This is a genomic window from Rhizobium sp. FKY42, from assembly GCF_005222835.1.
In the GTDB taxonomy this organism is placed as follows: domain Bacteria; phylum Pseudomonadota; class Alphaproteobacteria; order Rhizobiales; family Rhizobiaceae; genus Neorhizobium.
In genome coordinates, this window is sequence record NZ_STGA01000045.1 from 52409 (window position 1) to 74771 (window position 22363).

At 55.1% G+C, this 22363-nt stretch carries 21 protein-coding genes; 1 reads left to right on the plus strand and 20 read right to left on the minus strand.

Going from position 1 to position 22363, the window contains the following annotated elements; translation table 11 throughout:
• Positions 1-21 precede the first annotated feature (21 nt).
• The 8 genes from sctR to E8M78_RS18045 are packed head-to-tail and all read right to left on the minus strand — an operon-like array spanning position 22 to position 5699.
• Positions 22-675 carry a type III secretion system export apparatus subunit SctR gene (sctR, locus tag E8M78_RS18010; protein ID WP_137136362.1) on the minus strand — a complete coding sequence of 218 codons (654 nt, stop codon included), beginning with the start codon at positions 673-675 and terminating at the stop codon, positions 22-24.
• On the minus strand, positions 672-1697 hold the full coding sequence (locus E8M78_RS18015; protein WP_137136363.1) for a FliM/FliN family flagellar motor switch protein: 1026 nt from the start codon (positions 1695-1697) through the stop codon (positions 672-674). Before E8M78_RS18015 ends, sctR begins: the two co-directional genes overlap by 4 nt.
• Positions 1697-3013, minus strand: coding sequence for a FliI/YscN family ATPase (locus E8M78_RS18020; RefSeq protein WP_137136364.1), 1317 nt, complete (start codon positions 3011-3013; stop codon positions 1697-1699). Before E8M78_RS18020 ends, E8M78_RS18015 begins: the two co-directional genes overlap by 1 nt.
• On the minus strand, positions 3006-3563 hold the full coding sequence (locus tag E8M78_RS18025) for a FliH/SctL family protein (protein ID WP_137136365.1): 558 nt from the start codon (positions 3561-3563) through the stop codon (positions 3006-3008). Before E8M78_RS18025 ends, E8M78_RS18020 begins: the two co-directional genes overlap by 8 nt.
• On the minus strand, positions 3560-4225 hold the full coding sequence (locus E8M78_RS18030; protein WP_137136366.1) for a hypothetical protein: 666 nt from the start codon (positions 4223-4225) through the stop codon (positions 3560-3562). Before E8M78_RS18030 ends, E8M78_RS18025 begins: the two co-directional genes overlap by 4 nt.
• Positions 4170-4931, minus strand: coding sequence for a type III secretion inner membrane ring lipoprotein SctJ (sctJ, locus tag E8M78_RS18035; RefSeq protein WP_137136367.1), 762 nt, complete (start codon positions 4929-4931; stop codon positions 4170-4172). Before sctJ ends, E8M78_RS18030 begins: the two co-directional genes overlap by 56 nt.
• 1 nt (position 4932) lies before the next feature.
• Positions 4933-5439 carry a hypothetical protein gene (locus tag E8M78_RS18040; protein ID WP_137136368.1) on the minus strand — a complete coding sequence of 169 codons (507 nt, stop codon included), beginning with the start codon at positions 5437-5439 and terminating at the stop codon, positions 4933-4935.
• 38 nt (positions 5440-5477) lie between these two features.
• On the minus strand, positions 5478-5699 hold the full coding sequence (locus tag E8M78_RS18045) for a hypothetical protein (RefSeq protein WP_137136369.1): 222 nt from the start codon (positions 5697-5699) through the stop codon (positions 5478-5480).
• 317 nt (positions 5700-6016) lie between these two features.
• On the opposite strand from E8M78_RS18045, the gene E8M78_RS18050 reads away from it, so the two are divergent.
• Entirely contained in the window at positions 6017-6982 is a 966-nt protein-coding gene (locus E8M78_RS18050; RefSeq protein WP_246658385.1) for a helix-turn-helix transcriptional regulator, read from the plus strand.
• 4 nt (positions 6983-6986) lie between these two features.
• Here the strand turns inward: E8M78_RS18050 and E8M78_RS18055 are convergent, their stop codons facing one another.
• The 12 genes from E8M78_RS18055 to E8M78_RS18110 form a co-directional block, all read right to left on the minus strand.
• On the minus strand, positions 6987-8039 hold the full coding sequence (locus tag E8M78_RS18055; protein ID WP_137136371.1) for an ROK family transcriptional regulator: 1053 nt from the start codon (positions 8037-8039) through the stop codon (positions 6987-6989).
• 176 nt (positions 8040-8215) lie between these two features.
• Positions 8216-9070, minus strand: coding sequence for a dipeptide ABC transporter ATP-binding protein (locus E8M78_RS18060; RefSeq protein ID WP_137136372.1), 855 nt, complete (start codon positions 9068-9070; stop codon positions 8216-8218).
• Positions 9067-9918, minus strand: a complete 852-nt coding sequence (locus tag E8M78_RS18065; protein ID WP_137136373.1) for an ABC transporter ATP-binding protein — start codon at positions 9916-9918, stop codon at positions 9067-9069. Before E8M78_RS18065 ends, E8M78_RS18060 begins: the two co-directional genes overlap by 4 nt.
• 2 nt (positions 9919-9920) lie before the next feature.
• Entirely contained in the window at positions 9921-10829 is a 909-nt protein-coding gene (locus E8M78_RS18070) for an ABC transporter permease subunit (protein ID WP_137136374.1), read from the minus strand.
• Between the two features lie 15 nt (positions 10830-10844).
• Positions 10845-11849, minus strand: coding sequence for an ABC transporter permease subunit (locus E8M78_RS18075; RefSeq protein ID WP_137136375.1), 1005 nt, complete (start codon positions 11847-11849; stop codon positions 10845-10847).
• A gap of 156 nt (positions 11850-12005) precedes the next feature.
• On the minus strand, positions 12006-13601 hold the full coding sequence (locus E8M78_RS18080) for an ABC transporter substrate-binding protein (RefSeq protein WP_137136376.1): 1596 nt from the start codon (positions 13599-13601) through the stop codon (positions 12006-12008).
• Positions 13602-14026: 425 nt separating this feature from the next.
• Positions 14027-15973: a beta-galactosidase gene (locus tag E8M78_RS18085; RefSeq protein WP_137136377.1), complete on the minus strand. Its 1947-nt coding sequence runs from the start codon at positions 15971-15973 to the stop codon at positions 14027-14029.
• Positions 15973-17067: a sn-glycerol-3-phosphate ABC transporter ATP-binding protein UgpC gene (gene ugpC / locus E8M78_RS18090; protein ID WP_137136378.1), complete on the minus strand. Its 1095-nt coding sequence runs from the start codon at positions 17065-17067 to the stop codon at positions 15973-15975. Before ugpC ends, E8M78_RS18085 begins: the two co-directional genes overlap by 1 nt.
• Complete coding sequence (locus E8M78_RS18095; protein WP_137136379.1) at positions 17060-19165, minus strand: alpha-galactosidase; 2106 nt, start codon at positions 19163-19165, stop codon at positions 17060-17062. The genes ugpC and E8M78_RS18095 overlap by 8 nt, the downstream gene beginning before the upstream one ends.
• The gene (locus E8M78_RS18100) at positions 19162-20013 is read right to left on the minus strand and encodes a carbohydrate ABC transporter permease (protein ID WP_137136380.1); all 852 of its coding nucleotides are present in this window, start codon (positions 20011-20013) and stop codon (positions 19162-19164) included. Before E8M78_RS18100 ends, E8M78_RS18095 begins: the two co-directional genes overlap by 4 nt.
• Positions 20013-20921 (minus strand): sugar ABC transporter permease, encoded by a 909-nt coding sequence (locus E8M78_RS18105; protein ID WP_137136381.1) that lies wholly within the window; start codon positions 20919-20921, stop codon positions 20013-20015. The genes E8M78_RS18100 and E8M78_RS18105 overlap by 1 nt, the downstream gene beginning before the upstream one ends.
• 87 nt (positions 20922-21008) lie before the next feature.
• Positions 21009-22241: an extracellular solute-binding protein gene (locus E8M78_RS18110; protein ID WP_137136382.1), complete on the minus strand. Its 1233-nt coding sequence runs from the start codon at positions 22239-22241 to the stop codon at positions 21009-21011.
• Positions 22242-22363: the final 122 nt, after the last annotated feature.

Here is a 22363-nt window from a genome sequence, read left to right on the forward strand (position 1 = left end):
CTCACTGGAAGTCGATACGGATCAGTTTGCATAGGTCAGGACCAATCCTTCCAATAGACGCCGCCAGCCATCGATGGATACGAAGAGCAACAGCTTCACCGGAGTGGAAACCACTGTCGGTGACATCATCGACATACCAAGTGCGACGAGGATGGCCGAAATAGCAAAATCGATCATCAGAAAGGGAAGGTAAATCAGAAAGCCAATCTCGAATGCGCGCGTAAGTTCTGAGACCAGGAAGCTCGGCGCGAGGATTGTCAGATCATCCTCGTTGAAGGTAACGCCTGGCGCATCGTTCCAGATGCGGCGCGCTGCCTCGATAAAGAAAGTGCGGACTTCCGGATCCGCATACTTCTTCATAAATTGCACAAGTGGTTCGCTGACGTAATTGAAACCAGTAAAAAACGTCGTAGACGATGTAAACAGGGCATTGTGGGTTAAATATTGTTCCCAGGTTGCCTGCAGAACAGGGTTCATGATGAAGGCGGTGAGAACAATGGCGACAACGAATATCAGAAGATTTGGCGGTGTCTGTTGAATGCCGATGGCATTTCGAACGATAAGCAAAACGACTGATATTTTCGTGAAGGAACTTGCGACGACGGCAAGAACCGGCAGCATTGAAACCGCCGTGAGCGCTGCGAGGCTCTGATAGAGCAGCATATCCTGGTTCATGGCTCGGCCAGCGCGGTGATCTGAACGGCAGTAAGCCCATCAACGGTAATCAACTTGCCGCGGCCGATAAGCACGCCTTGAGCAACAATCTCGATACCACTTTCCTCCAGTCGTTCCATTTCGAAGACATGACCGGCCTCAAGGTTTTCAAGTTCGGAAATCGGCAAGGTCAAACGGCCCGCATTAAAGGCAATCTGGATTGGAATATCTCCGATCTGGCCGGGGGCGCCTTCTACCTCAGATGCCAAGTTGTCATCCGTGACACTATCCATCATTTGCCTCACTGATTGCTGCGTCCCGACAGTAACTGGCGCAGTCAACTCGAACCCATTCTGCCGTTCAATGACGGGCACCCTAATTTTCTCACCTATGACCGCAGTCCAACCATGTGTTCCGCCAACCGACAAAACGATACCGTCGCCCAGGCGCAGCGATCGGATCTGGCTAGCGGTTAGAACAGCCCCACCGCGGCGAAATGCAATTTCCAAATTCAGATGTTTCGGCTTTTCCCGCGGGAGTGAAAGGGACCATTGCCAGATGCGCTCGAGGAGCAATCCATTGAAACACCCGGCAACTCCGAGCTTTATGCTGTCCACTTCGATCTCAAAGTAGGCGTTCGCTTCAGGAGGTGGTTGCTTTTGAATTTTGCAAAGTTTGATGCTTTGCCGCGTGCGCAAGATCGTCTCGAAGTACCGGACCAGATCCTCGAAAATGAACTCCACAATCAGCGCGCGCGCACCAGAGGGCACTTCGTCCCACTCGAGAGTGGGTTCGCGCCGAGCAATGATCAAATCCAGCCCCTGCGCATCCAAATACAGTTCGATGGTATCTTCCCCACCGACGATTTCCACAAAGTAGCGTTTCAGTGCGACATCATCCTGATCCGCTCTAGCTACGGGGCGTATGGAATAGATGGCAACGCCCGTATTGAGCGTGTACGCCTTCCTTCGTCGCAATGCTCGATTTAGCGGACCTGCACCCAAATCGTAGGACAGCAGTGAAAGCGCCTTTTGATGCTGCATTAGACCAACTCCTGAAGCGCTTTTACCGTTTCATCGAAGCTTCGCTGCTGGCCTTTTCCGTCATAAAGCAAAGCGTTGATGGCATCCCGCTTCTGGACGGCTTCATCCACCTCAGGGTCATTGCCAGCTTTGTATTCGCCGACACGAATCAACAGTTCGACGTCGATGTACGTCGACATCAGGGATCGAACTTTATTCGCAGCGTTGACATGGTCTTTGCTTACGACGGCTCCCATCGTGCGGCTCTTGCTCTGGAGAACATCGATCGCGGGATATCGCCCGCTTCTCGCTATACGCTCCGACAGGATGATATGGCCGTCCAGAAGCGAACGCGTTTCCTCAGCGATTGGATCGTCAGTATCGTTTCCTTCGACAAGGACCGTGTAAAATGATGTGATCGAACCGGTCGCGGCATTGCCCGTCCGCTCAAAAATCTGAGGTAGGGCGGCGAAGACCGATGGTGGAAAGCCGCGACGAACAGGTGGCTCGCCTGCTGCGAGACCAACTTCGCGAAGAGCTCTGGCCACACGCGTCATGCTATCGATAACGAGCAGAACACGCTTGCCCCGATCACGGAAGTATTCGGCAATGGATGTTGCTGTAAGCACTGCCTTGTAACGCTCCAGAGCAGGCCGATCCGAAGTGGCCGCCACAAGCACCATGCGAGACGGCCTGTCATCCGGAAGATTGTGTTCGACGAATTCTGCCACCTCGCGACCACGTTCGCCAATGAGAGCGCAGACGGCAACATCCCATGCGCCTGTCTCAAGAATCCGCGAAATCAAGGTCGACTTGCCTGCGCCGGGGGGGCCGAATATTCCTACGCGTTGGCCTTCGCCACAAGTCAGCATGGCATCGATGGCCGTCACGCCGGTTTCGAATGGCCTTGATATGGATCGACGAGACAAGGGATCGACTGGAGCCCCATTCAATGGCTGCAATCGTGAAGACTGGTCTGGCTGCTGCTGAAAGGGCTTACGGATAACCCGCCCGTGCGCATCAATGATCGCCCCGATCATGAAGTCCCCCACAGCCACGCTCGGAGGCCTTCCTGTGGGTATCACTTCCGTCCTGAGCGACAATCCAACTGTATCTCCGTGCAGAGACAACAGCACATTGTCGCTCTCGATGCCCACTACTTCGGCAAGACCAATCAGCCCTGTGCCGGGCTCGCGCAGTTCGCACAATTCACCCATGCGAACCAGGGGCATCTCTGCCCGAACCATAAGCCCGGAGATACTGCGGATACGCCCGGCGACACGGCGCGTTTCCGTCCGTTCCAAGGCCTGTTCGAGCCTTGAAATCACATCAGCCACGTCGGATCGCCTCCAGCAAGTTCGCCAACTGATCCGCCAGTCCGATCTGCTGTCGCGTCCCTTCAACCTCAAGAAGCAGTTCGTTACGCCCTACATAGGAGTCGGCAACAACGGTCAGTCGTGATTCCAGGTTTCGCAACGCACCGACCACGAAATCGAACTCATCGGGGGATACCCGTAGCTTACAGCCGGTGGCGGCAGTCGATTGTTGAATAGCAGCATTCACGACACGCCTTACGCGCTCGTCCTCAGGCATTTCACCCAAAATCTTTTCAAGGCCCTGGATAACGATCTTTACAATTCGATCTTCGAAATCGAAAAGTTCACGCTCCGCTCGAGCCATCGTTTCCTTCAGCCGAAGCTCCATTTCACGCAGGGCCTGTGTTCGACCCTGCGCATATCCCCGCTCCTGAGCTTCTCGCATCGCAGAGGAGATTACATATTCCAGATCAGCGTTACGCCTCGAAGCCGCTGCCAGCAGATCCGAAGCGCTTTGCACAAGCTCCATGTCCTCGGATCTGATGATGGTCGACATTGGCGCAGCAGTCATCCCCCCACCTCTCGGTCGAGGTGGTCGAGCATCGCCTGATTGACAAGTGCCATAGCTTGCGAGACCGGAATTGACGCAATGCCACTATTGTCCGTTGCACCCGGCCTGACCCGCCAACGTGGGTCGATGCGATTATGGCGAGCCCAGAGTTCTATCATGACCCAACCATCCGCCTCCATGTGCATGAAACAATCCTCGAGGCTTTCGTAATTACGAATCGGAACCTCAGAAGTAATATTGGCATAATCCAGGATTTTTTTCATGCTGTATTTATTAAAATGCCGGCCCAGAAGCTCTATATCCGAGCGACTGAGATGCGTTTTGAGGCTGGGGAGGCTTAAAGATACGCCCAATATTTTAGCAGTCTCTTTCATTTCGTATTCCGAAATTAAAAGAAATGCTTCCATTAGACGATTGGCGGGAGGTATAGCGCCAAACTCTTGGATCACCTTTCTGTACAACCGATTGGTCAACCGCTGAGTTCTGACAAGCCTATGCAAGACATCCGGCGATATGGATGAAAAAAGCGGGTGATTGGACACAGCTGCGTTTGCCAGGATCTCCTGCCGACGTCTCCCTGCCGCAATCTCCCCAGGCACGGCCATTTCAATGGGCCTGCCGCTGTTGTGGCAGAACCAGAATTGCAGCAGCAACAGCGGCAAGCGCAGCGGCTAGTGCGATGAGCAAAACCCGACCGAGTGACGATTGCGCTGAATTGCTAACATTGTCAGTTACTTCTTCTGGAGCGGCGACCTGCCCTGCGGGGCGGAAACTCTCTCGGTTGACAGGAATGACGGGACTGGAAACAACCGACACATCTTCGTAAGAGAGGCCGCGGATACTGTTTACGACTAACGACCGTGTCTTGCTCTCGATCGTCGCCAGGTCCGCTTCGTCGCGATATCTGATAAGAACGGATGCACGTGATTGCTCGCGAACGAGTCCCCGGCCATTATCCTCTGGAAGCACGACATGAACACGCGCTTCCGCGACACCCTCGATTTCGGAAAGAGTTTGCGACAGCTGCTGCTCAAGAGCGTAGCCCATCCTGGCCTTTTGTTCGAAAGGCGTCACCACGAAACCTGTCCCCGGGAAGATTTGCGCAACGGAGGCGTGTTCGTTACGTGGCAGACCATGATCTGCCAGGACCGCCAGGATACGCGCAGAATCGGCTGATGAGCCTGTCAAGGAGTACCGCCCGTCTTCGCCCTTGAGAGTGCTCACCTGAAGTCCGGCACGATCAAGGATGAGTTGCGCATCCAACATGTCTTTTTGGCTTAAACCACCAATCACTTCCTTCGAGCAAGCCGTCAGCAGCATGAGCGAAAGAAAGAACGAACAGCGCAGAAATAAGCTGGAAATCGTCATTCTACTGTCCTTGCGTGAGACGCTTGAACGAAGCGAGTGCTGTCTGTACCAACGCACTCGCTAAACCGAGGCTTGCGGAATTGCGCTGTGCGGCCTCGAACTCGTCCATTGCTGCATCAACAAGATGACTTTCTGTTGAGCGCTCGCCATCCTCTTCGTTGATGCGCACGTCCACCAACAGCGGTCCGCCCTGGTGTCCATGAGTTCCCATGAGCTGCGGCGGCAATTGCGAAAAGAAAGGAGCAAACACGGATGCGCCTGGGCTGGAGCTCTCAGAGCCCACATAGGTTGAGGGTGCGGCTTGTTTGGCCTCGTAGGGTGAAATTCGACGGCGCGCAATACGATCCTGGGAACCGGCCGAGTATGCGAACTGGACAGGCCCTCCTGGAGCCGCTCCGCTAAAACGCGCCAACAATTCTGCTTTCAGCGCATCAAGTTTTGACTGAGCTCCACCATTGGCACCAGCCGCTACGTCTGTAAGCTTTGCAATGTCTTCTGCAGTTCTCATGGCTTGCTACTCCAAACAAAAAGCCAACCCTGGAAACATTATTCATCCTTGCTTTCGTCCAGAGCCTCCTTGAGCGGATCGAAAATTTTCTTCTGCATATCCAGATCGGACATCAGCCCTTGCGCGAGCATGGACTCAAACGCCTTACCCTCGGGACTGATTTTTCCAGTGCCACTACCGCTCCCACTTCCGCCCGCCGAACCAGTGGTCGTAGACGTCACGCCGGACGAACCGCCGCTTCCAGCACCCGAGACAGCCATCTGTGAACCTCCAGTGTTTCTCTGATATACGTAAAAGGTACTTCCAGATGAGACTTTGTCAAATTATTATTGTTAACATATAGTTAAGTTAACCATATGTAAAGTACATTCATTTTTTCGCATATTGCATATACTCAGTTTTTCACTCAGCCCTTGCGCTGAATGGATTAAGTGTGCCCAAAAACGCAGATTTGGTGCAATTTGAATGAATTACGTCATAAGCCGTAAGCGGCTCAACGCTAATATGGACCACGTTGCTTACATGATTGAACCTCTGCTCCTAGCGTGAGTCTGTGCAAAAGGCGTGTACCGTGTTGATGTTGACCCCAAATGAATTTCAACCAACAGTAAGATCTGTTTCAGGTAAAGACCCCGCAATCTTTGCGCATGTTCTGGAGCTGACGGGTTGCAAGGCAACCGTAAGCGCCAATAGTCCGTGCTTTTACTTCGAGCAGTACATCACCAAGGTAGGCTCCGTCATTGCGGGTTCTCTAAAACTAAAGGGGGAGTGTACGATTACGCTTCAGGACCCGACAGATCGCTTGGTCGTGTTCATCCCTGTCAGCGGCAGCGCCCGACTTCACATCGCAGGCCAGTGCATAGATGCGGGTGAGGATGTCATCGTTCTTGCCCAGGCCCGACAGATTGCCGGACTTCAACTCGGGCCGGATCGAACGCATATGGTGCTGGAGATACCTCAGACAGATCTGCGTCGAAAACTGAGCGAGCTATTGGGTTGCGCCATCCATGAAAGACTTCAGTTTCAACTGACCTTGAAGATCGAAAGCGAAGCTGGCCGGCTCCTTAACCTCTTGACCAAAGCACTGGTTGACGGCTTGACGTCTGAAAGCAATCTAAGCTCGACGCACAGAAGCCTCACGGATTCCATCCTCTGTTGCCTCGTCGAACTGGTCTGGCACAACTACACTCGCTCCGTGGAAAACACCAATAATCTTGCAACACCCAAATACATCGAGCGTGCCATCTCATTCATGCAGGCTAATTTGCCAAACGCATTGACCGTGGAATGCATCGCCACTGAAGTTAATGTCAGCCCGCGCACGCTACAGCAAGGTTTCAAGCAGTTTCGTGGGACGACACCTATGGCTTATCTCAAAGAACTAAGGCTGCAGGCCGCACATAGAGAGCTGGAATGGGCGCCACCAGGCGTTTCAGTCAGCGATATCGGACGTCGATGGGGTTTCGTGCATTTGGGAAGATTTGCTGCAGAGTACAGGGAAAGATTTGGCCGCGCGCCGTCCGGAACGCTCAAGGGCTTTTAAAGCGCTAACGAAAGAAGAGATTTTTCAAGGGCAGAAGGGCGGAACCAATCGCTGCGCTATCCCCGGCAACTTCACTTTGCAAGAGAGATGGCAAAGCGCGAGGGGCGATCATTCCCGGCGGTATAAGTTTCCTCGATATCTCCTGAAGGAGAAAGGCACTCAGAAATTGCGGTACGCGCCCGCCGAGAACAATGGCATCAGGATCAAAGATACCGAAGAGTGCCCTGAAGAGATGCAGGTAAGTATCGCTGACGTCGTTGATCCATTGGAGGACACCCGGCAAGCCCATGTCGAACCGGTCGAGCAGACCTTCTACATTCGCGACATCGACGCCGTTTCGCTGAACCGCGGCGTGGAGCCCACGAAGGGAGACACGATCCAGTTCCTCAACGCCGGAGAGTAGGTAGCGATAGTTTCCGGCATTTTCATGAGACCCCCGAAACAGGACTCCGTTCGATACAAGTGCACCGGAAACGTATTTGTCGAGGCAAATGAAAGCCAAGTTTCCGAGACGTTTGCCTACTCCAGACAGGCTCTCCCCAATGGTCGACGCGGCAGCAAGGCTCTCTGCGAAAACAGGCACACACCACGTATCGCCAAGTACTTGCGGAAAACGCACGAAATCGAACCCGCCTTCTGCCGGGTTACACTTGATGTCATTGGCCGCACCAATGCCGCAGAGTTGCCGGCGTCGAATGCCAAGTTCACCCAGCATACTCTCAATCATCTGGACAAACGCCCCCCAGGAGTGGGTATCGGTCAAGGCGGCAACGGCTATGCTTCTTTCGAATACTGGGATATCGCTGAAGTTTATCACACTGATGCGCATGGTATCGTCATCAATGGCTATGCCCAAAGAATACCGCACAGCGTTATTCAATTGCAGCAATGGACTGGGCTTGCCACGTCCGTTGGGTTTTCCGCGTTCGGTAACGACCAAGCCATCTGCAATCAGAACCTCGAGTATCCGGTGGACGGATTGCTGCGTCAGATCAGTCAGATCAGTAATATCCGCTCTGGTAATCGGTTGATGACACCGCAGTAAATCCAGCAGCATCCGCTGGTTACTCGTATATTTTGGGATGCCTGTCGCTCTGCTGATCAAACAACATCAGTCAGCTGAAATAAGGCCCTAGAATCACAGCAAATTAAGAAGATAAGAACATAAACGACAAAAAATATCGGCCATCCAGATGACAAAAGGCGCCGGATATTTTCGGCGCCCCTGCCCCGTCAGCCGCGAGCGGCCTTGCGAGCAATACGCTGACGGATAGAGTCAACATCTGCGCGTGGAGTCGCCGCAAACAAGGTTCTGGTGTATTGGTGGCTTGGGTTCGAAAACACCTCTTCTCGCGTACCGTATTCGACGGCCTCTCCGTAGTACATCACCATGACTTCGTCTGCGATATACTTCACGACAGACAAATCATGGCTGATGAAAACGTAAGTCAGGCCAAATTCGTCCTGCAGATCAGCCAGCAGATTGAGAACCTGTGCCTGTACCGAGAGATCCAACGCCGAAACAGGCTCGTCGAGAACAAGCAGTTTCGGATTGAGCATCAGCGCTCGAGCGATGGCGATACGCTGGCGTTGGCCGCCTGAGAACATATGCGGATAGCGATTGTAGTGCTCTGGTCCAAGCCCAACCTTGATGAGCATTTCCGTCGCGCGATCACGCCGTTCGGCTGCCGACATCTTCGTGTTGATAGCCAAGGGCTCGCCGAGTACATCGCCAATCTTCTGGCGTGGGTTCAAAGAGCCATAGGGGTTCTGAAAAACGATCTGCACCTTCCGGCGCATCTCAGCCGTCAGATGCCCAGGTCTCGTATCAACAAGCTTCCCATCGATCAAAAGCTCTCCCGCGGTCGGCTGATCGATGAAGGTCAGAATACGGGCGAGGGTCGATTTTCCACAACCACTTTCGCCGACGATGGCCAGTGTCTTGCCCTTCTCCAGCTTGAACGACACGCCTTTCACGGCATGCACGATCTTCTCTGGCTTGAAGAGACCTTGAGGAACGCGATAATCCTGCTTGATGTTGCGGATCTCAAGCATTGTTTCAGCCTGTTTCAGATCGGAAGGTCTCATGGAACATCTCCCGCAAGTTCAGCGGTGGAAACGAAATCGGAAACTGTGCTCAGGCGATTGCCGGTAGCGTTTTCCGGCAGGGCGGCCAGAAGCGCGCGGGTGTAGGCGTTCTTCGGAGCTTCGAACAGAGACAGGACATCGGCCTCCTCCATCTTCCGCCCTTTGTACTGCACGATGACCCGGTCCGCCGTTTCTGCGACGACGCCCATATCGTGGGTGATCATGATCAGGCCCATGCCATGCTCGGTTTGCAGGTTTAAGAGGAGGTCGAGGATTTGCTTCTGGATTGTCACGTCCAATGCCGTAGTAGGCTCATCTGCAATCAGGAGCTTGGGATTGCAGGCAATCGCCATGGCAATCATCACGCGTTGGCACTGACCACCAGACATCTGATGCGGGAAATGATTGAGCCTTTCCTCTGGGTTCGGCAGACCAACCAGCTTGAATAGCTCGATCGCACGCGCGCGCCGCTGCGCCTTGCCCATACCCATATGGATGCGCAACACTTCCTCGATCTGGAAGCCAACGGTAAAGCACGGGTTCAGGCTGGCGATGGGCTCTTGGAAGATCATTGCCATATCTTTACCGATCAGCTTCCGCCGTTCTGCATCGGGCAATTTGCTGATGTCCCGACCCTGGAACTCGATCTTGTCAGCCGTGATCTTGGCTGTCCAAGGCAGAAGGCCCATAACTGCGAGCATGGAAACGGACTTTCCTGAACCGCTTTCCCCGACGATGGCAAGAACTTCGCCTTCGTTGACTGAGAGCGACACACCATCAACAGCCTTGAACCAGCCACTTGCGGTCTCGAACTGAACGGTCAGGTTCTGAATATCAAGAAGCGCCATGATCAGGACCTCTTCATCTTGGGATCGAGCGCATCGCGCAGACCGTCACCCATGAGATTGATTGCAAGAACGGTGATCAGGATTGCAAGGCCCGGGAAGGTGACCACCCACCATGCACGCAGAATAAACTCGCGCGCTTCCGCCAGCATGGTGCCCCATTCCGGTGCCGGTGGCTGGGCTCCCATTCCCAGGAAACCGAGTGCAGCCGCATCCAGAATAGCGTTCGAGAATGATAGCGTTGCCTGCACGATCAGAGGTGCCGTGCAATTTGGCAGGATGGTCCTGAACATCAACCGGAAAGGCCCAGCTCCGGCAATCCGGGCTGCGGTCACGTAGTCCCGCGTCAATTCCGCCATGACCGCTGCACGTGTGAGACGCACAAAATGCGGCTGCAACGTCAACGCAATTGCAATCATTCCGTTGGTCAGACTTGGCCCGAGGATAGCGACCAGCACCAGTGCCAGCAACAGGGACGGAAATGCGAGGATGATATCCATCAGGCGCATGATGACCGTATCGACCCAGCCCCGGCAATAGCCTGCAATTAGGCCCACCACAATCCCTCCGGTCAACGACAATGTCGTGACGAACAGACCGATAAACAGGGAATACTGCGCGCCGTAGATCAGTCGCGAGAGGATATCTCTTCCCACCGCATCTGTGCCGAGCAGGTAGGTCGCACGCCCACCCTGAAGCCAGGCGGGAGGGACAAGGACAGCGTCACGGTACTGCTCGAAGGGCGAGTGCGGTGCAATCAGCGGTGCGAACACAGCCACGATGACCAATGCAATGAAAACAACGAGGCCGATGACCGCGCCGCGGTTTTCGGAAAAATAGAACCAGAATTCGCTGAGCATCTGGCGGCGCAAAGCCGCGCTGGTCACTGTTTCTGTCTTGGTCGCTTCTGCCATGGGATTTTCTCCTTCTTAGTGGCGGATACGCGGGTTGACGAGCCCGTAGAGCAAATCAACGATGAGGTTGACGATCATGATGATACCGGCGATCAAAAGCAGTCCGCCCTGGATAACCGGATAATCGCGACGGAAAACGCTATCCACCATCCACTTGCCGATACCCGGCCAGGAGAAGATCGTCTCCGTGAGAATGGCACCGGCCAGCATCACGCCAATCTGCAGACCTATTGTTGTTATGACCGGGATCATGGCATTGCGCAGCGCATGCAGGCCAACGACGCGGAACGGGGAAAGGCCCTTGGCGCGCGCAGTGCGAATATAATCCTCAGAGAGCACTTCCAGCATTGCAGAGCGCGTCTGGCGCGCAATGACAGCGAGAGGAATGGTCGCCAGCACGATAGACGGCAAGATGAGATGGCTGACCGCAGATGAAAAGGCACCTTTCTGACCGGACAGCAGGGAGTCGATCAGCATGAAGCCTGTCACCGGCTTGAAATAGAACATCAGCGATATGCGGCCGGAAACCGGTGTCCACTGAAGAATGCCGGAAAACAAAATGATGAGCAGCAGGCCCCACCAGAAGATCGGCATCGAATAGCCGACAAGGGCGATGCCCATCATGGATTGGTCGACAGCAGAGCCGCGCTTGATTGCCGCGATGACGCCAGCTGGAATGCCCAGGGCGACGGCAATGATGATCGCACAGAATGATAGCTCCACGGTTGCCGGAAAGAGCGCGAGGAACTGCTTCAGAATAGGCGTTTTCGAAACGATCGAGGTGCCGAAGTCGCCCGTGACCACACCGCCGAGATAATCAAGGTATTGGATGACCATAGGCCGATCCAGACCGAGTTGCGCACTGATCTGCGCATGGCGCTCGGGCGACATGACGCGTTCGCCCGACAGCAGGGCAACCGGATCACCCGGCAGCAGACGAATGAACGCAAAGGCAATGATTGATACCCCGATAAATGTCGGGATCAAGACGGCAAGCCGTCTCAAAAGAAAGCCAAACATGGATGAAACCTGCTTATTTTTCTTGGGTCTGGCGGTTCCACGGAGTCGGCCGTCGGAAGTGCCAGCCTTCATCTGACGATAATCTGATCGTCCAGGCTGAGGAAAGGCCGCGGAATGCCCTCATCCCGCGGCCCAGTTTAGGATTACACCGAAAACTTACTCGGTAATGTCGACATTTTCAAATGTGAAATCGCCAAGCGGGCTCTGAACGAAGCCGGTAACATTCTTACGCATTGGCACGATGGACAAAGAGTGGTCGAGCGTCGCCCAAGGCGCTTCGCGCTTGAACACGACCTGCGCCTCTTCATAGAGCTTCGTGCGCTCTGCCTGGTCGGAGGTGACCTTTGCCTTCTTCACGAGGGCGTCGAACTCCTTGTTGCACCACTGAGCGCGGTTATTGCCGCCCACTGCATCGCATCCCAGAAGCGTATCGAGGAAGTTGTCCGGATCGCCATTATCACCGGTCCAGCCCAGCATGGCCGCGCCGTCACGATCCTTGGCCTTCGAACGCTGCAGGTATTCAGCCCATTCGTAAGACACGATCTCGACCTTCACGCCGATCTTTGCAAAATCGTCCTGGATGATTTCGGCAGCGCGACGAGCGTTGAGCATGTACGGGCGCGAAACCGGCATTGCCCAGACCTTCATCGAAAGGTTCTTGACGCCTGCATCCGCCAGCATCTTCTTGGCTGCTTCCAGATCGTAGCTGTCGTCCTGAACCTTGTCGTTGTACGACCACATTGTCGGTGGAATCGGGTTCTTGGCAGGCGTTGCCATACCCTGGAATACGGCGTCCACGATTGCCTTCTTATTGATCGCCTTGTTCAGCGCCTTGCGAACTTCAGGCTTGTCGAAAGGCGCCTGTGTCGTGTTGTAGGCGAGGTAGGCAATATTGAGGCCTTCCTGCTCCATGACCTTCAGGTTGCTGTCGGACTTCATCGACGTCACGTCGGCAGCGTTCGGGTAAGGCATCAGGTGGCATTCGCCAGCCTTAAGCTTCTGGTAACGAACGGCAGCGTCTGTAGTGATCGCGAAGACCAGATCGTCGATCTTCGGCGCGCCACCCCAGTAATCGGCGTTCTTCTGGTAGCGGATGACGGCATCCTGCTGATAACCGATGAAGGTGAACGGACCAGTGCCTACCGGCATCTGGTTCAGTTGCTCCTTCTTGCCAGCCTTGTCCAGGCTGTCGGCATATTCCTTGGACATTATCGAAGCAAACGGCATCGCAAGATTGGCAAGGAACGGTGCTTCCGGACGGTTGAGCACCATTTTCACCGTCAGGTCATCGACCTTCTCAACTGACTTGATCAGTTCCGGGAAACCCATGCCAGCGGCATACTCCCAGGAAGCGCCAGCGATATACTGGTTCCACGGGTTGCTCTTGTTGATCTGACGGTCGATCGAAAAGACGACATCGTCTGCGTTCAGCGTACGGGTCGGCTTGAAGAACTCGGTGGTCTGAAACTTTACGCCCGAACGAAGCTTGAACGTATATTCCTTGCCGTCTTCGGAAACCTTCCAGCTCTCAGCGAGCGCGGCAACCGGCTTCGTTGTGCCAGGTTCGAACTCAAGCAGGCGGCTGTATACCGGATGGGCTGAGGCATCGAAGGTGGTGCCAGCTGTGTAAAGGCCCGGGTCGAACCCTTCCGGAGAACCCTCGGAGCAGAAAACAAAGGTCTTCGCACTCGCAGTGGTTGAAAGAAAGGATGCTGCGAGAAGGGCAGCGGCGAAACCAAATTTATATTTCATGTTCATCTCCCGTCGGCAAAGGCGAGCAATCAGCCTGTTGCCGTAGTTTCAAGATCTTTGAAGCGCGAGTCTCGTTCAACTTCTTGTTTTTGTTGCCTTTTCGTCAAGCGACGCATAATGGATGGCTTGAGGACGGATCGTGTCCCCTGATCCAACATGCCGTGCCCGCTTGTTGCGGCGTCCAACTCTCATATCTATTAGGCGAACCTTGTAAAGAGCCTGAACTCTTAAGTCTGCCATCTATCCGATGAATTTATGAGCACCTTTCCAGATTGGAAAGATATACGTCCTTATGAGAAATAATATTGCGCATTTGTGGCGTTGCAGCAAAATTGTCACACAACCGATCAAGGATGCGAAATCCTGTTTCACACCTCTTCCGTGAACGTCAAAAGCCGGCAAAGGCCGGCTTCGTAGTTTCAGAATCAACCCGAACAGGTTCTAAATCTAAAGACTGATAGCTCTTGCGGAGCCACGATAGGCTCACCAAGCACCATTTCGCAGCGCGGGGGTATCGACCATGGGCTATCGCCATAGTTGAACGCGAAACTCAGCTCGCCACGGGTTCGAATGCGGATATGATCGGGCACGTCAACAATGGGCAAACCGGCTTTCGTGGCGACAGACCTCATAGTTGCGGCCAGAAGTTTTTCGTCTGGCCAGCAGGCAAGGTAATAGACATTGTCTTTCTTCGTCAGTGCCGGATCGCCCCCAGCGAATGTGGAAAGAACCTCAGCGTCAGTCTGCAGATATTCTCGCCAACGAAGACCATTACCTGCCACAGTCCCTGAAACCGGATCCGAGAGGCCGGGCCGAAGTGTCGAGACCTGAATCACCCGATTGCCGGTCATCTCGGAAAGCGAGCCGGGCGGCAGATTGTGCGGGATCCGGAAATTGCGATCGCGCGAGCCGGTCCGGGCACCGATCAGGATTGTTCCGCTTGCGGCCTTGAGCGCAGCATGGGCAGCCTCATCGACCTCCGTCATGCAGGGCACGAGCACAAGATCATATCCCTCGAGCGAAGCACCGGGACGAACGAAGTCGATGTCGAGCCCGAGACGGCGGGCGGCTTCGTACCAGCGGAAACAGATTTCCTCGTAGCGGAAGTCTTTGCCCTGCGGCTGGATGACCGTTGTCCAGTAACTTTGATAATCAAAGACCAGTGCAACGCGTGCCTTACGGGTATCGGGCAGCGTTCCGAGGCTGGCAAGTTCTTGCGCTACGCGCTGAGCTTCAAGTCCACCGGGAGACAACTCGTCCAGACCGGCGAGATTGAGGCCAGCATGCATCTGCTCCTGTGCAAACGTCGCCTGGCGCCAGCGGAAATAGCTGACGACCTCGGCACCATGGGCAATGGCTTCCCAGGTCCACAGTCGCACCATGCCCGGCTTGGGAACAGGGTTCCATGGAGCCCAGTTTACTGGCCCCGGTTGCTGCTCCATCACCCAGAACCGGCCGTTTCCGACCGCCCGGTAAAGATCGTGATGGAATGGCGCGATATCGGGATGGGATGTTTCCGCCCAGCGATTTCGTTCTGCTTCCGAAAAAGGGAATTTCTCGACGAAGCCGATTGGGTAGCTGTCCCAGGAAGCGAGATCCAGATTATCGCCGACCTTGAAGTGGTCGAAATCCAGGATAAAGCCCATGAAGTTATGCGTGATCCAGCGACCGGGCGAATGCTTGCGAATGATGTTGCACTGCATCTTGTCATAGGCCGCAACCTGATCGGAATGAAAGCGCCAGAAATCCAGCCGCGTCGCGGGGTTTGGTTCGGTCACCGTAAGGTTCGGAAGCGCTACGTCATCGAAGCTCGTCAGCTCCATTGACCAGAATACGGAACCCCAGGCTTCGTTCAGCTGATCCGGCGATTGATAGCGCATGCGCAGCCAACGCTTGAACGCCTTCAGATCCTCCGGCCCCCAGGAAATGATTGTATCGTGGCAGCCATATTCATTGTCTGTTTGCCAACCAACGAGACCCTGGTGATTGCCGTACCGTTCGGCGACAATCTCGACAATGCGCTTGCTCTCCTTCCACCAGGTTTCGGAGGAAAAGGTATAATGCCGACGTGAACCAAAGCCGCGTGGCTTTCCGCCCTTGTCGTAGGGAATGATATCAGGGCATTCATCCACCAACCATTTCGGCGGCGTCGCAGTCGGTGTGCCGAGCACAATCTTCAGTCCGGCACGCGCCAGAATATCCATGGCACGATCAAGCCATTCGAACGCGAACTGGCCGCGCGCAGGCTCCAGCCGAGACCAGGCAAATTCGCCGATGCGAACAAAACGAATGCCCAGCTCGACCATGCGCCGGGCGTCGGTTTCCCAACGTGCTTCATCCCAATGTTCAGGGTAATAACAAACGCCCAGCATTATCGTGTGAGATCTCCGTTGATGACCGCATTTCCCTCCTCGTCGAAGAGATGGCAGGCCTTTGTATTGATGCCGAGTTGCAGCGTATCGCCTGGCTTGGCCGAAGCGAGACCATCCGCCTTCACCGCAATTTCGGTGCCGTCAGCAAGGGCCACAAAGAACAGGGTTTCGGAACCGAGATATTCGGCAAGTTTCACAGTACCCGCAATCATCGCATCCCCCTGCCCGCCAGCATTGATGTGCTCGGGGCGCAGGCCAAGCGTCATTTGACCGGGACGAATGGCTGCGGTACCAACTTTGATTGTCACGGTCCCGCCCGGCAGCAGAACGCTTGCCTGACCGTTCTCGACAGTCTCGATCGTAACTTTCAGAAAGTTCATCTTCGGAGAACCGATGAAACCAGCCACAAAGAGATTGTTCGGGCGATGGTAGAGCTCCAGCGGCGAACCAACCTGCTCGATCCGGCCTGCTGAAAGAACCACGATCTTGTCAGCCATGGTCATGGCCTCGACTTGGTCGTGGGTGACGTAGATCATCGTGGCCTTGAGATCCTGATGCAGCTTCGATAGCTCTGAGCGCATCTGTACACGCAAAGCCGCATCAAGGTTCGAAAGCGGCTCGTCGAACAGGAAGACTTCCGGATTGCGAACAATAGCGCGCCCGATGGCGACACGCTGACGCTGGCCGCCGGAGAGCTGGCCCGGCTTTCTCTGGAGCAATGGCTCGAGTTGAAGCATCTTCGCGGCAACGGCGGTGCGCTCAGCAATCAGAGGCTTCGAATGGCCGGTCATCTTGAGGCCAAAGCCAATGTTTTCCGCTACCGTCATATGAGGGTAGAGCGCATAGGACTGGAAGACCATGGCAACACCACGCTCGGAAGGTCCCACACTGGTCATATCCTTGCCACCAATGGAAAGCGCGCCTGAGGTAATTTCCTCAAGGCCAGCAATCATTCGCAGCAGGGTGGATTTGCCACAACCGGATGGACCGACGAACACGCAGAACTCGCCGTCCTTCACATCGAGGTCGACACCCTTGATGACGCTGAGCGCGCCAAACTGCTTTTTCACGCCGCGAAGGTTTACGTCAGCCATGGGTATTGCCTCCCTCTTGTCGTTCTAGTTCAAGCATCAATGCACTTTCGGGTCGCAACATCGGTAGCGGCAATCCGCTCAGGACCGCGTTTCGGATATCGAATGAGATCTCACCTGCCAGCAACCGCCGTTGCCCATCCGACATCCGGATGAAATCGGGTTCGGCCGGAAGATGCATTCTGATCCTCCACTGCCCCCCAAAGCCTACAAGCTTTGCTGGCAACCTTAGCGGGGCCGGCTGTTCGCCCACCATCTGTGGCCCTTGCGCAATGAACAACACGATCTTGCCCGCATTTGCGGCGCCCCACACGTAACGGCCATCTTTTGGTTCAAGCTGAAAATTTGCACCGGGTGCATGTAGGAGTTCGCGAAGCCGTTTGTATTCTGTGATGTAGGTGCTCAACTCGAACTTCTCTTCCGCAGAGAGTTCAAGCGGGTTGAGCTCGACACCCAGATGATAGGCCATGGCCACCAAGGCCCTGAATGACAGGCTGTGACGACGCCCCGTCTGGTGGTTGGGTGACGCCGAGATATGGCTTCCGAGAATTTCAGGAGGAATGAACAGAGACGCACCGCGTTGGATTTCCAATCTCTCCAACGCATCAGTGCAATCGGAGGTCCAAAGGCGGTGCGTCCGCGCGAGAGCACCGTAATCGATGCGCCCGCCCCCCGACGCGCAGCTTTCGATTTCGACCTCTGGATGCGCCTGACGGATCCGGTCCATCAAGGCATAAACTGCATGGGTCTGGGCAGAGATTGTTGCCCTGCCATCACGCCCCCCGGCATGGGTCAGGTCACGGTTCATGTCCCATTTGATGTAGGAAACGGCATGGTTTGAAAGGACCGCATCAATCTTCTCGAAGAGATAATCCGTGACCTCAGCACGCGTCAGATCGAGGACGAGCTGATTGCGCGACAGCAGATGCGGCCTGCCTTCCACCTGCAGCACCCAATCCGGATGTGCCTCGAACAGGCGAGAGACCGGATTGACCATCTCCGGTTCGAACCATATGCCAAATTGCATCCCGAGACCGGTAACATGATCGACCAAGGGCTTGAGACCCTCGGGATATTTGCGCGGATCGATATCCCAGTCGCCAAGGCTCGTGGTGTCGTCATCGCGCTTGCCAAACCAGCCATCGTCCAGAACAAAGCGCTCGATCCCGATCTGCGCGGCGGCGCTGGCCTGATCCTTCAGCGATTGCAGGCGATGATCAAAATAGTTGCCCTCCCAGGTGTTCAGGGTCACTGGGCGAGCTTGCATCTTTCCTTCCGGCCAGTTGAGCAGTTCCCACCGCACGAAGGCATGGAAAGCCTCCGGATCAGGACCTGCATAGGCCCACGGACTTTGATAGCTCTCGCCCTGTTTCAGGGTCACCTCTCCGGCTTCGAACAATTCACCGAGGTGAACCAGCCGCTGGCCATCATCCGTTCTATCGATCATGATCTGATGGCCGCCACTCCATCCGAGCGCCACGCCAAAACGCTGGCCTTTGCCTTCCAGATAAAGCATCGGAAAGCGATCATGCGATGTACGCCCGCGGCGACTTTCCTGCGACCAGATACCGGTGCCCAGAGTCTCGCGACGGATCTGAAACTCTCGTCCCCACATTCCGGTAAACGTAGTGATCTCGACATCGGGCCAAGCGACAGGAAATGTGCCGGCCATGCACCGATCCAGTTGGTAGGCGTCATTTCCCATATTTGTCAGCGTGGTATTCATGGCAATGATGCCAGAGGGATAGGCCGACAAGGTGATGGCGAGTGCGAGCTTCGCAACGTCATCGCGCCCGGTCAATTTCGTCGTCTGGCCGGTCTCTTCGACCACCCAGTCGCCAAACTGGGCAATGAAATCGCGGCCTTGTCTGTGGCCGGAGATTGCGGGCCAGCCGAAATAGCCCATTCCGCCCGTTGGCAACAGAACGTTTGCGGGAACCGCGACATCCATGCCGTTGATCCGGCTGGAGCGATCGATTTCAAACAGAGCATCAGGCTGCAGCCGACCAGCCCCGAAGTTCAGAATTTCCGGCATGCCGAGAGTGGGCAAGCGCAAGCACAGACCGAACTCGGACGAGCCGATGTTTACAATGGTGGTCATCCCTTGGTCGCTCCGAGCGTCAGGCCTGCAATGAAGTGTTTTTGCATGAGGAAGAACATCGCGACCGGCGGAAGGGCAGCGATGATGGATCCGGCAGAGACTAGATGCCAGGCGGCAACCCACTGACCGTTCAGCGAGTAAAGTCCTGCCGTAACAGGCATCGCGTGCTGGCCTTGCACCAGGACCGTCGCCCAGAAATAGTCGTTCCACACGAAGGTGAACACCAGAACGGACAGAGCGGCGATGGCCGGACGCATCAATGGCAGGACGATGTAACGAAAGATCCGCCACTCCGACACACCTTCGACACGGGCGGATTCAATCAGCGCGAATGGCAGCCCTTTGATGAAGTTTCGCATGAAGAGCGTGCAGAACCCGGTCTGAAAGGCAACATGGAAGAGCACGAGACCGAGCGTTGTATCGTACAGCCCAGCCTTCAGGGTCATGTCTCGAACCGGCACCATAAGGATCTGGAATGGAATGAAATTGCCCGCCACGAACATGAAGAACAGCAGCAGGTTGGCGCGGAACTTGTAGACCGCAAGTGCAAAACCCGTAAGGCATGATAGAGCGACGGCGCCGATAACGGTCGGGATCGTAACCTTGAAGGAATTCAGGATGTAAAGCCCAATGGGCGAGTCCCTGAACACTGCAGTGTAGTTTTCGATACCCCCAAACCCGGACGGAATGCCGAAATAGTTGCCGGCGGCGAGATCGCTCGCAGGGCGCACCGAGGTGATTGCGACGCCGATCAGAGGCAACAACCAGAGAACGAGCGCCAGCGGAAGCACGACCTTGTAGGCGGTCTGTGCGAAAGGAGACGCTTTCTGAATGGGAGTAGGAAACATCAGCTATTCCTTTCCTGCATCAGCATGCGCACGATGAAGAGCGTGATGAAGATCATCATGATCAGGAAGAGAACGACGGCGATCGCAGCCCCATAGCCCATTCGGAAACCGTATTCCGACAGCGCCTGCTCATACATGAAATAGGAGAGAACCTGGCTTGAGCCGTAGGGGCCACCGGATGTCATGATGGATACCAGGTCGAAGCAGCGCAGCGAGCCTATGACAGTCACGACCATGGCAATGAAGGTTGCCGGCGCGAGTTGGGGCAAGACCACATACCAAAGCAGCTTGATGCCCTTGGCGCCATCCATGCGCGCCGCTTCCACCTGTTCGGGATTGATGTTGTTGAGACCCGTCAAATACAAGATCATACAATAGGCCGTCTGCGGCCAGAGGCCCGCGACGATGATTCCGTAAGTCACGAAGCGCTCGTCCGCCAGAATGGCGATCTGCTGTCCGGTCAGATTTTCGATCAGCTTCGAGAACAGCCCGAAATCCGGCGCGTAGAACCAGGTGAAGATCAGACCAACGACAACCTGGCTGATCACGAAGGGAAAGAAAAACAGTGACTTGTAAAGCCGGATACCGGTAACGGTCTGGTTCAGGAACAGAGCGACGGCGAGACCGGCCGGAATGGAGAGCAGATAGAGCACCAGCCACAGAACGTTGTTCTTGAGCGATGTGTAGAAGGAATCGTCGCCCATCAACTCGACATAGTTGCCAAGGCCAATCCAGACCTTATCGCCGAGACCATCCCAGTCATGAAAACTGATCCAGATCGACTCGATGATCGGAAAGAGCACATAGATAACGAACATCGCCATGCCAGGTGCCAGAAACAGCCAAGGGGCAAGCCTTTGCTGGTTCTTTTTCCAGTAGCCGGTTGACGACGAAACAGCCTCGCTCATGGTCGCGCCTCTGTTGATGACATTGCGAAAGATCGGGCAGCCGCGTCCAATGCAAGGTCGCGACTGCCCAAGTCCGGGAGGAGGACTTTACTTGTGTACGCGCTGACGGATCTTCTCAAGGCGCTCCAGGATGGCGTCAGCCTTATCCGGCTTGACCATGAACTCCTGGAAACCTTCCATGCCGGCCTTTGCCATTTCGGCGTTCGCATCACGGTCATAGAACTGCGCAAGTGCATAGGCACCCGACAGCATTTCGAAGCCTTGCTTCAGGAAGACATCCTGCGGTTTCTCGGCCTTACTGTTGACCGGAAGCTGGCCGAGCGTCGCGTTCATCTTGCTCTGTGCAGCGGGTGATGCGACATAGGCGAGGAATTTCTTCGCATCTTCCTTGTTCTTGGCCTTGGCCGGAATGTGGAAGGTATCTGTCGGAGCCTCTTCGGCGACAGGCAGGTTCGGCGTGATCTGCGGGAACTGCAGGAAGCCGATCTGCTCCTCCTTAAGGCCGCCGCTCTTCATCGTCGCGACAGCGAAGTTACCCATCAAGTACATGGCGGCCTTGCCTTGAACCATCTGCGGTACGGCGTCCTGCCAGTCGATGGCGGCATGGTTTGCAACGAAGTAGCCAGGCTTCACCAGTTCTGCCCACTTGGCAAACACGGCCTTCACGCGCGGGTCCGTATACGGAACCTTGCCGGAAGTGAGGTCCATGTGGAACTCATAGCCATTCACACGCAGGTTCAAATAGTCGAACCAGCCACCGGTTGGCCACAACGCTTTTGTGCCGATTGTGAAAGGCGTGATGCCCGCGGCCTTCAGCTTTTCGCAAGCGGCCAGAAGCTCGGCCCAGGTCTTGGGCGGCGTGATGCCCTGCTTCTCGAAAATGTCCTTACGATAGTAGATGCCCCACTGATAGTAGGTGTAGGGAACGCCCCACTTCTTGCCATCGATCGTCATCGAAGATGCTGCGGACTTGAGCTGGTCATTCAGTCCATTTGCGGTCCAGACGTCCGAAACATCGGCAAACAGTCCCGCCTTCACGAAGGGCTCCATGCGGTTGCCAGCATACCATGCTGCCACATCCGGCGCATCGGCAGTTAGAAAGTTGCGGATTGCCGCCTTATAGCCTTCGTGGTCGAAGTTGTTCCACTTCACCTTGATGTCCGGATGTGCCTTCTGGAAATCGGCAATCAGTTCCTCCATCGCCTTCTTCGGCGCAGGGTCGGAATGGTCAGAATTGATTACGATTTCACCCGCGAATGCCGTGGATGACAACAAGGCAGCAGACAAGGCAAGGGCCTTCAGGCCGTTGAAAAAGGTCATGTTTTCCTCCCGATGACCGTCATTCAGTCGCTATCGCCCGACACCCTGCCGCCAATTTGAATGCACGCGGTTCCGGATCTCAGGCATGACAATATCATTTGCTTTAAAACCGTAATGATCTA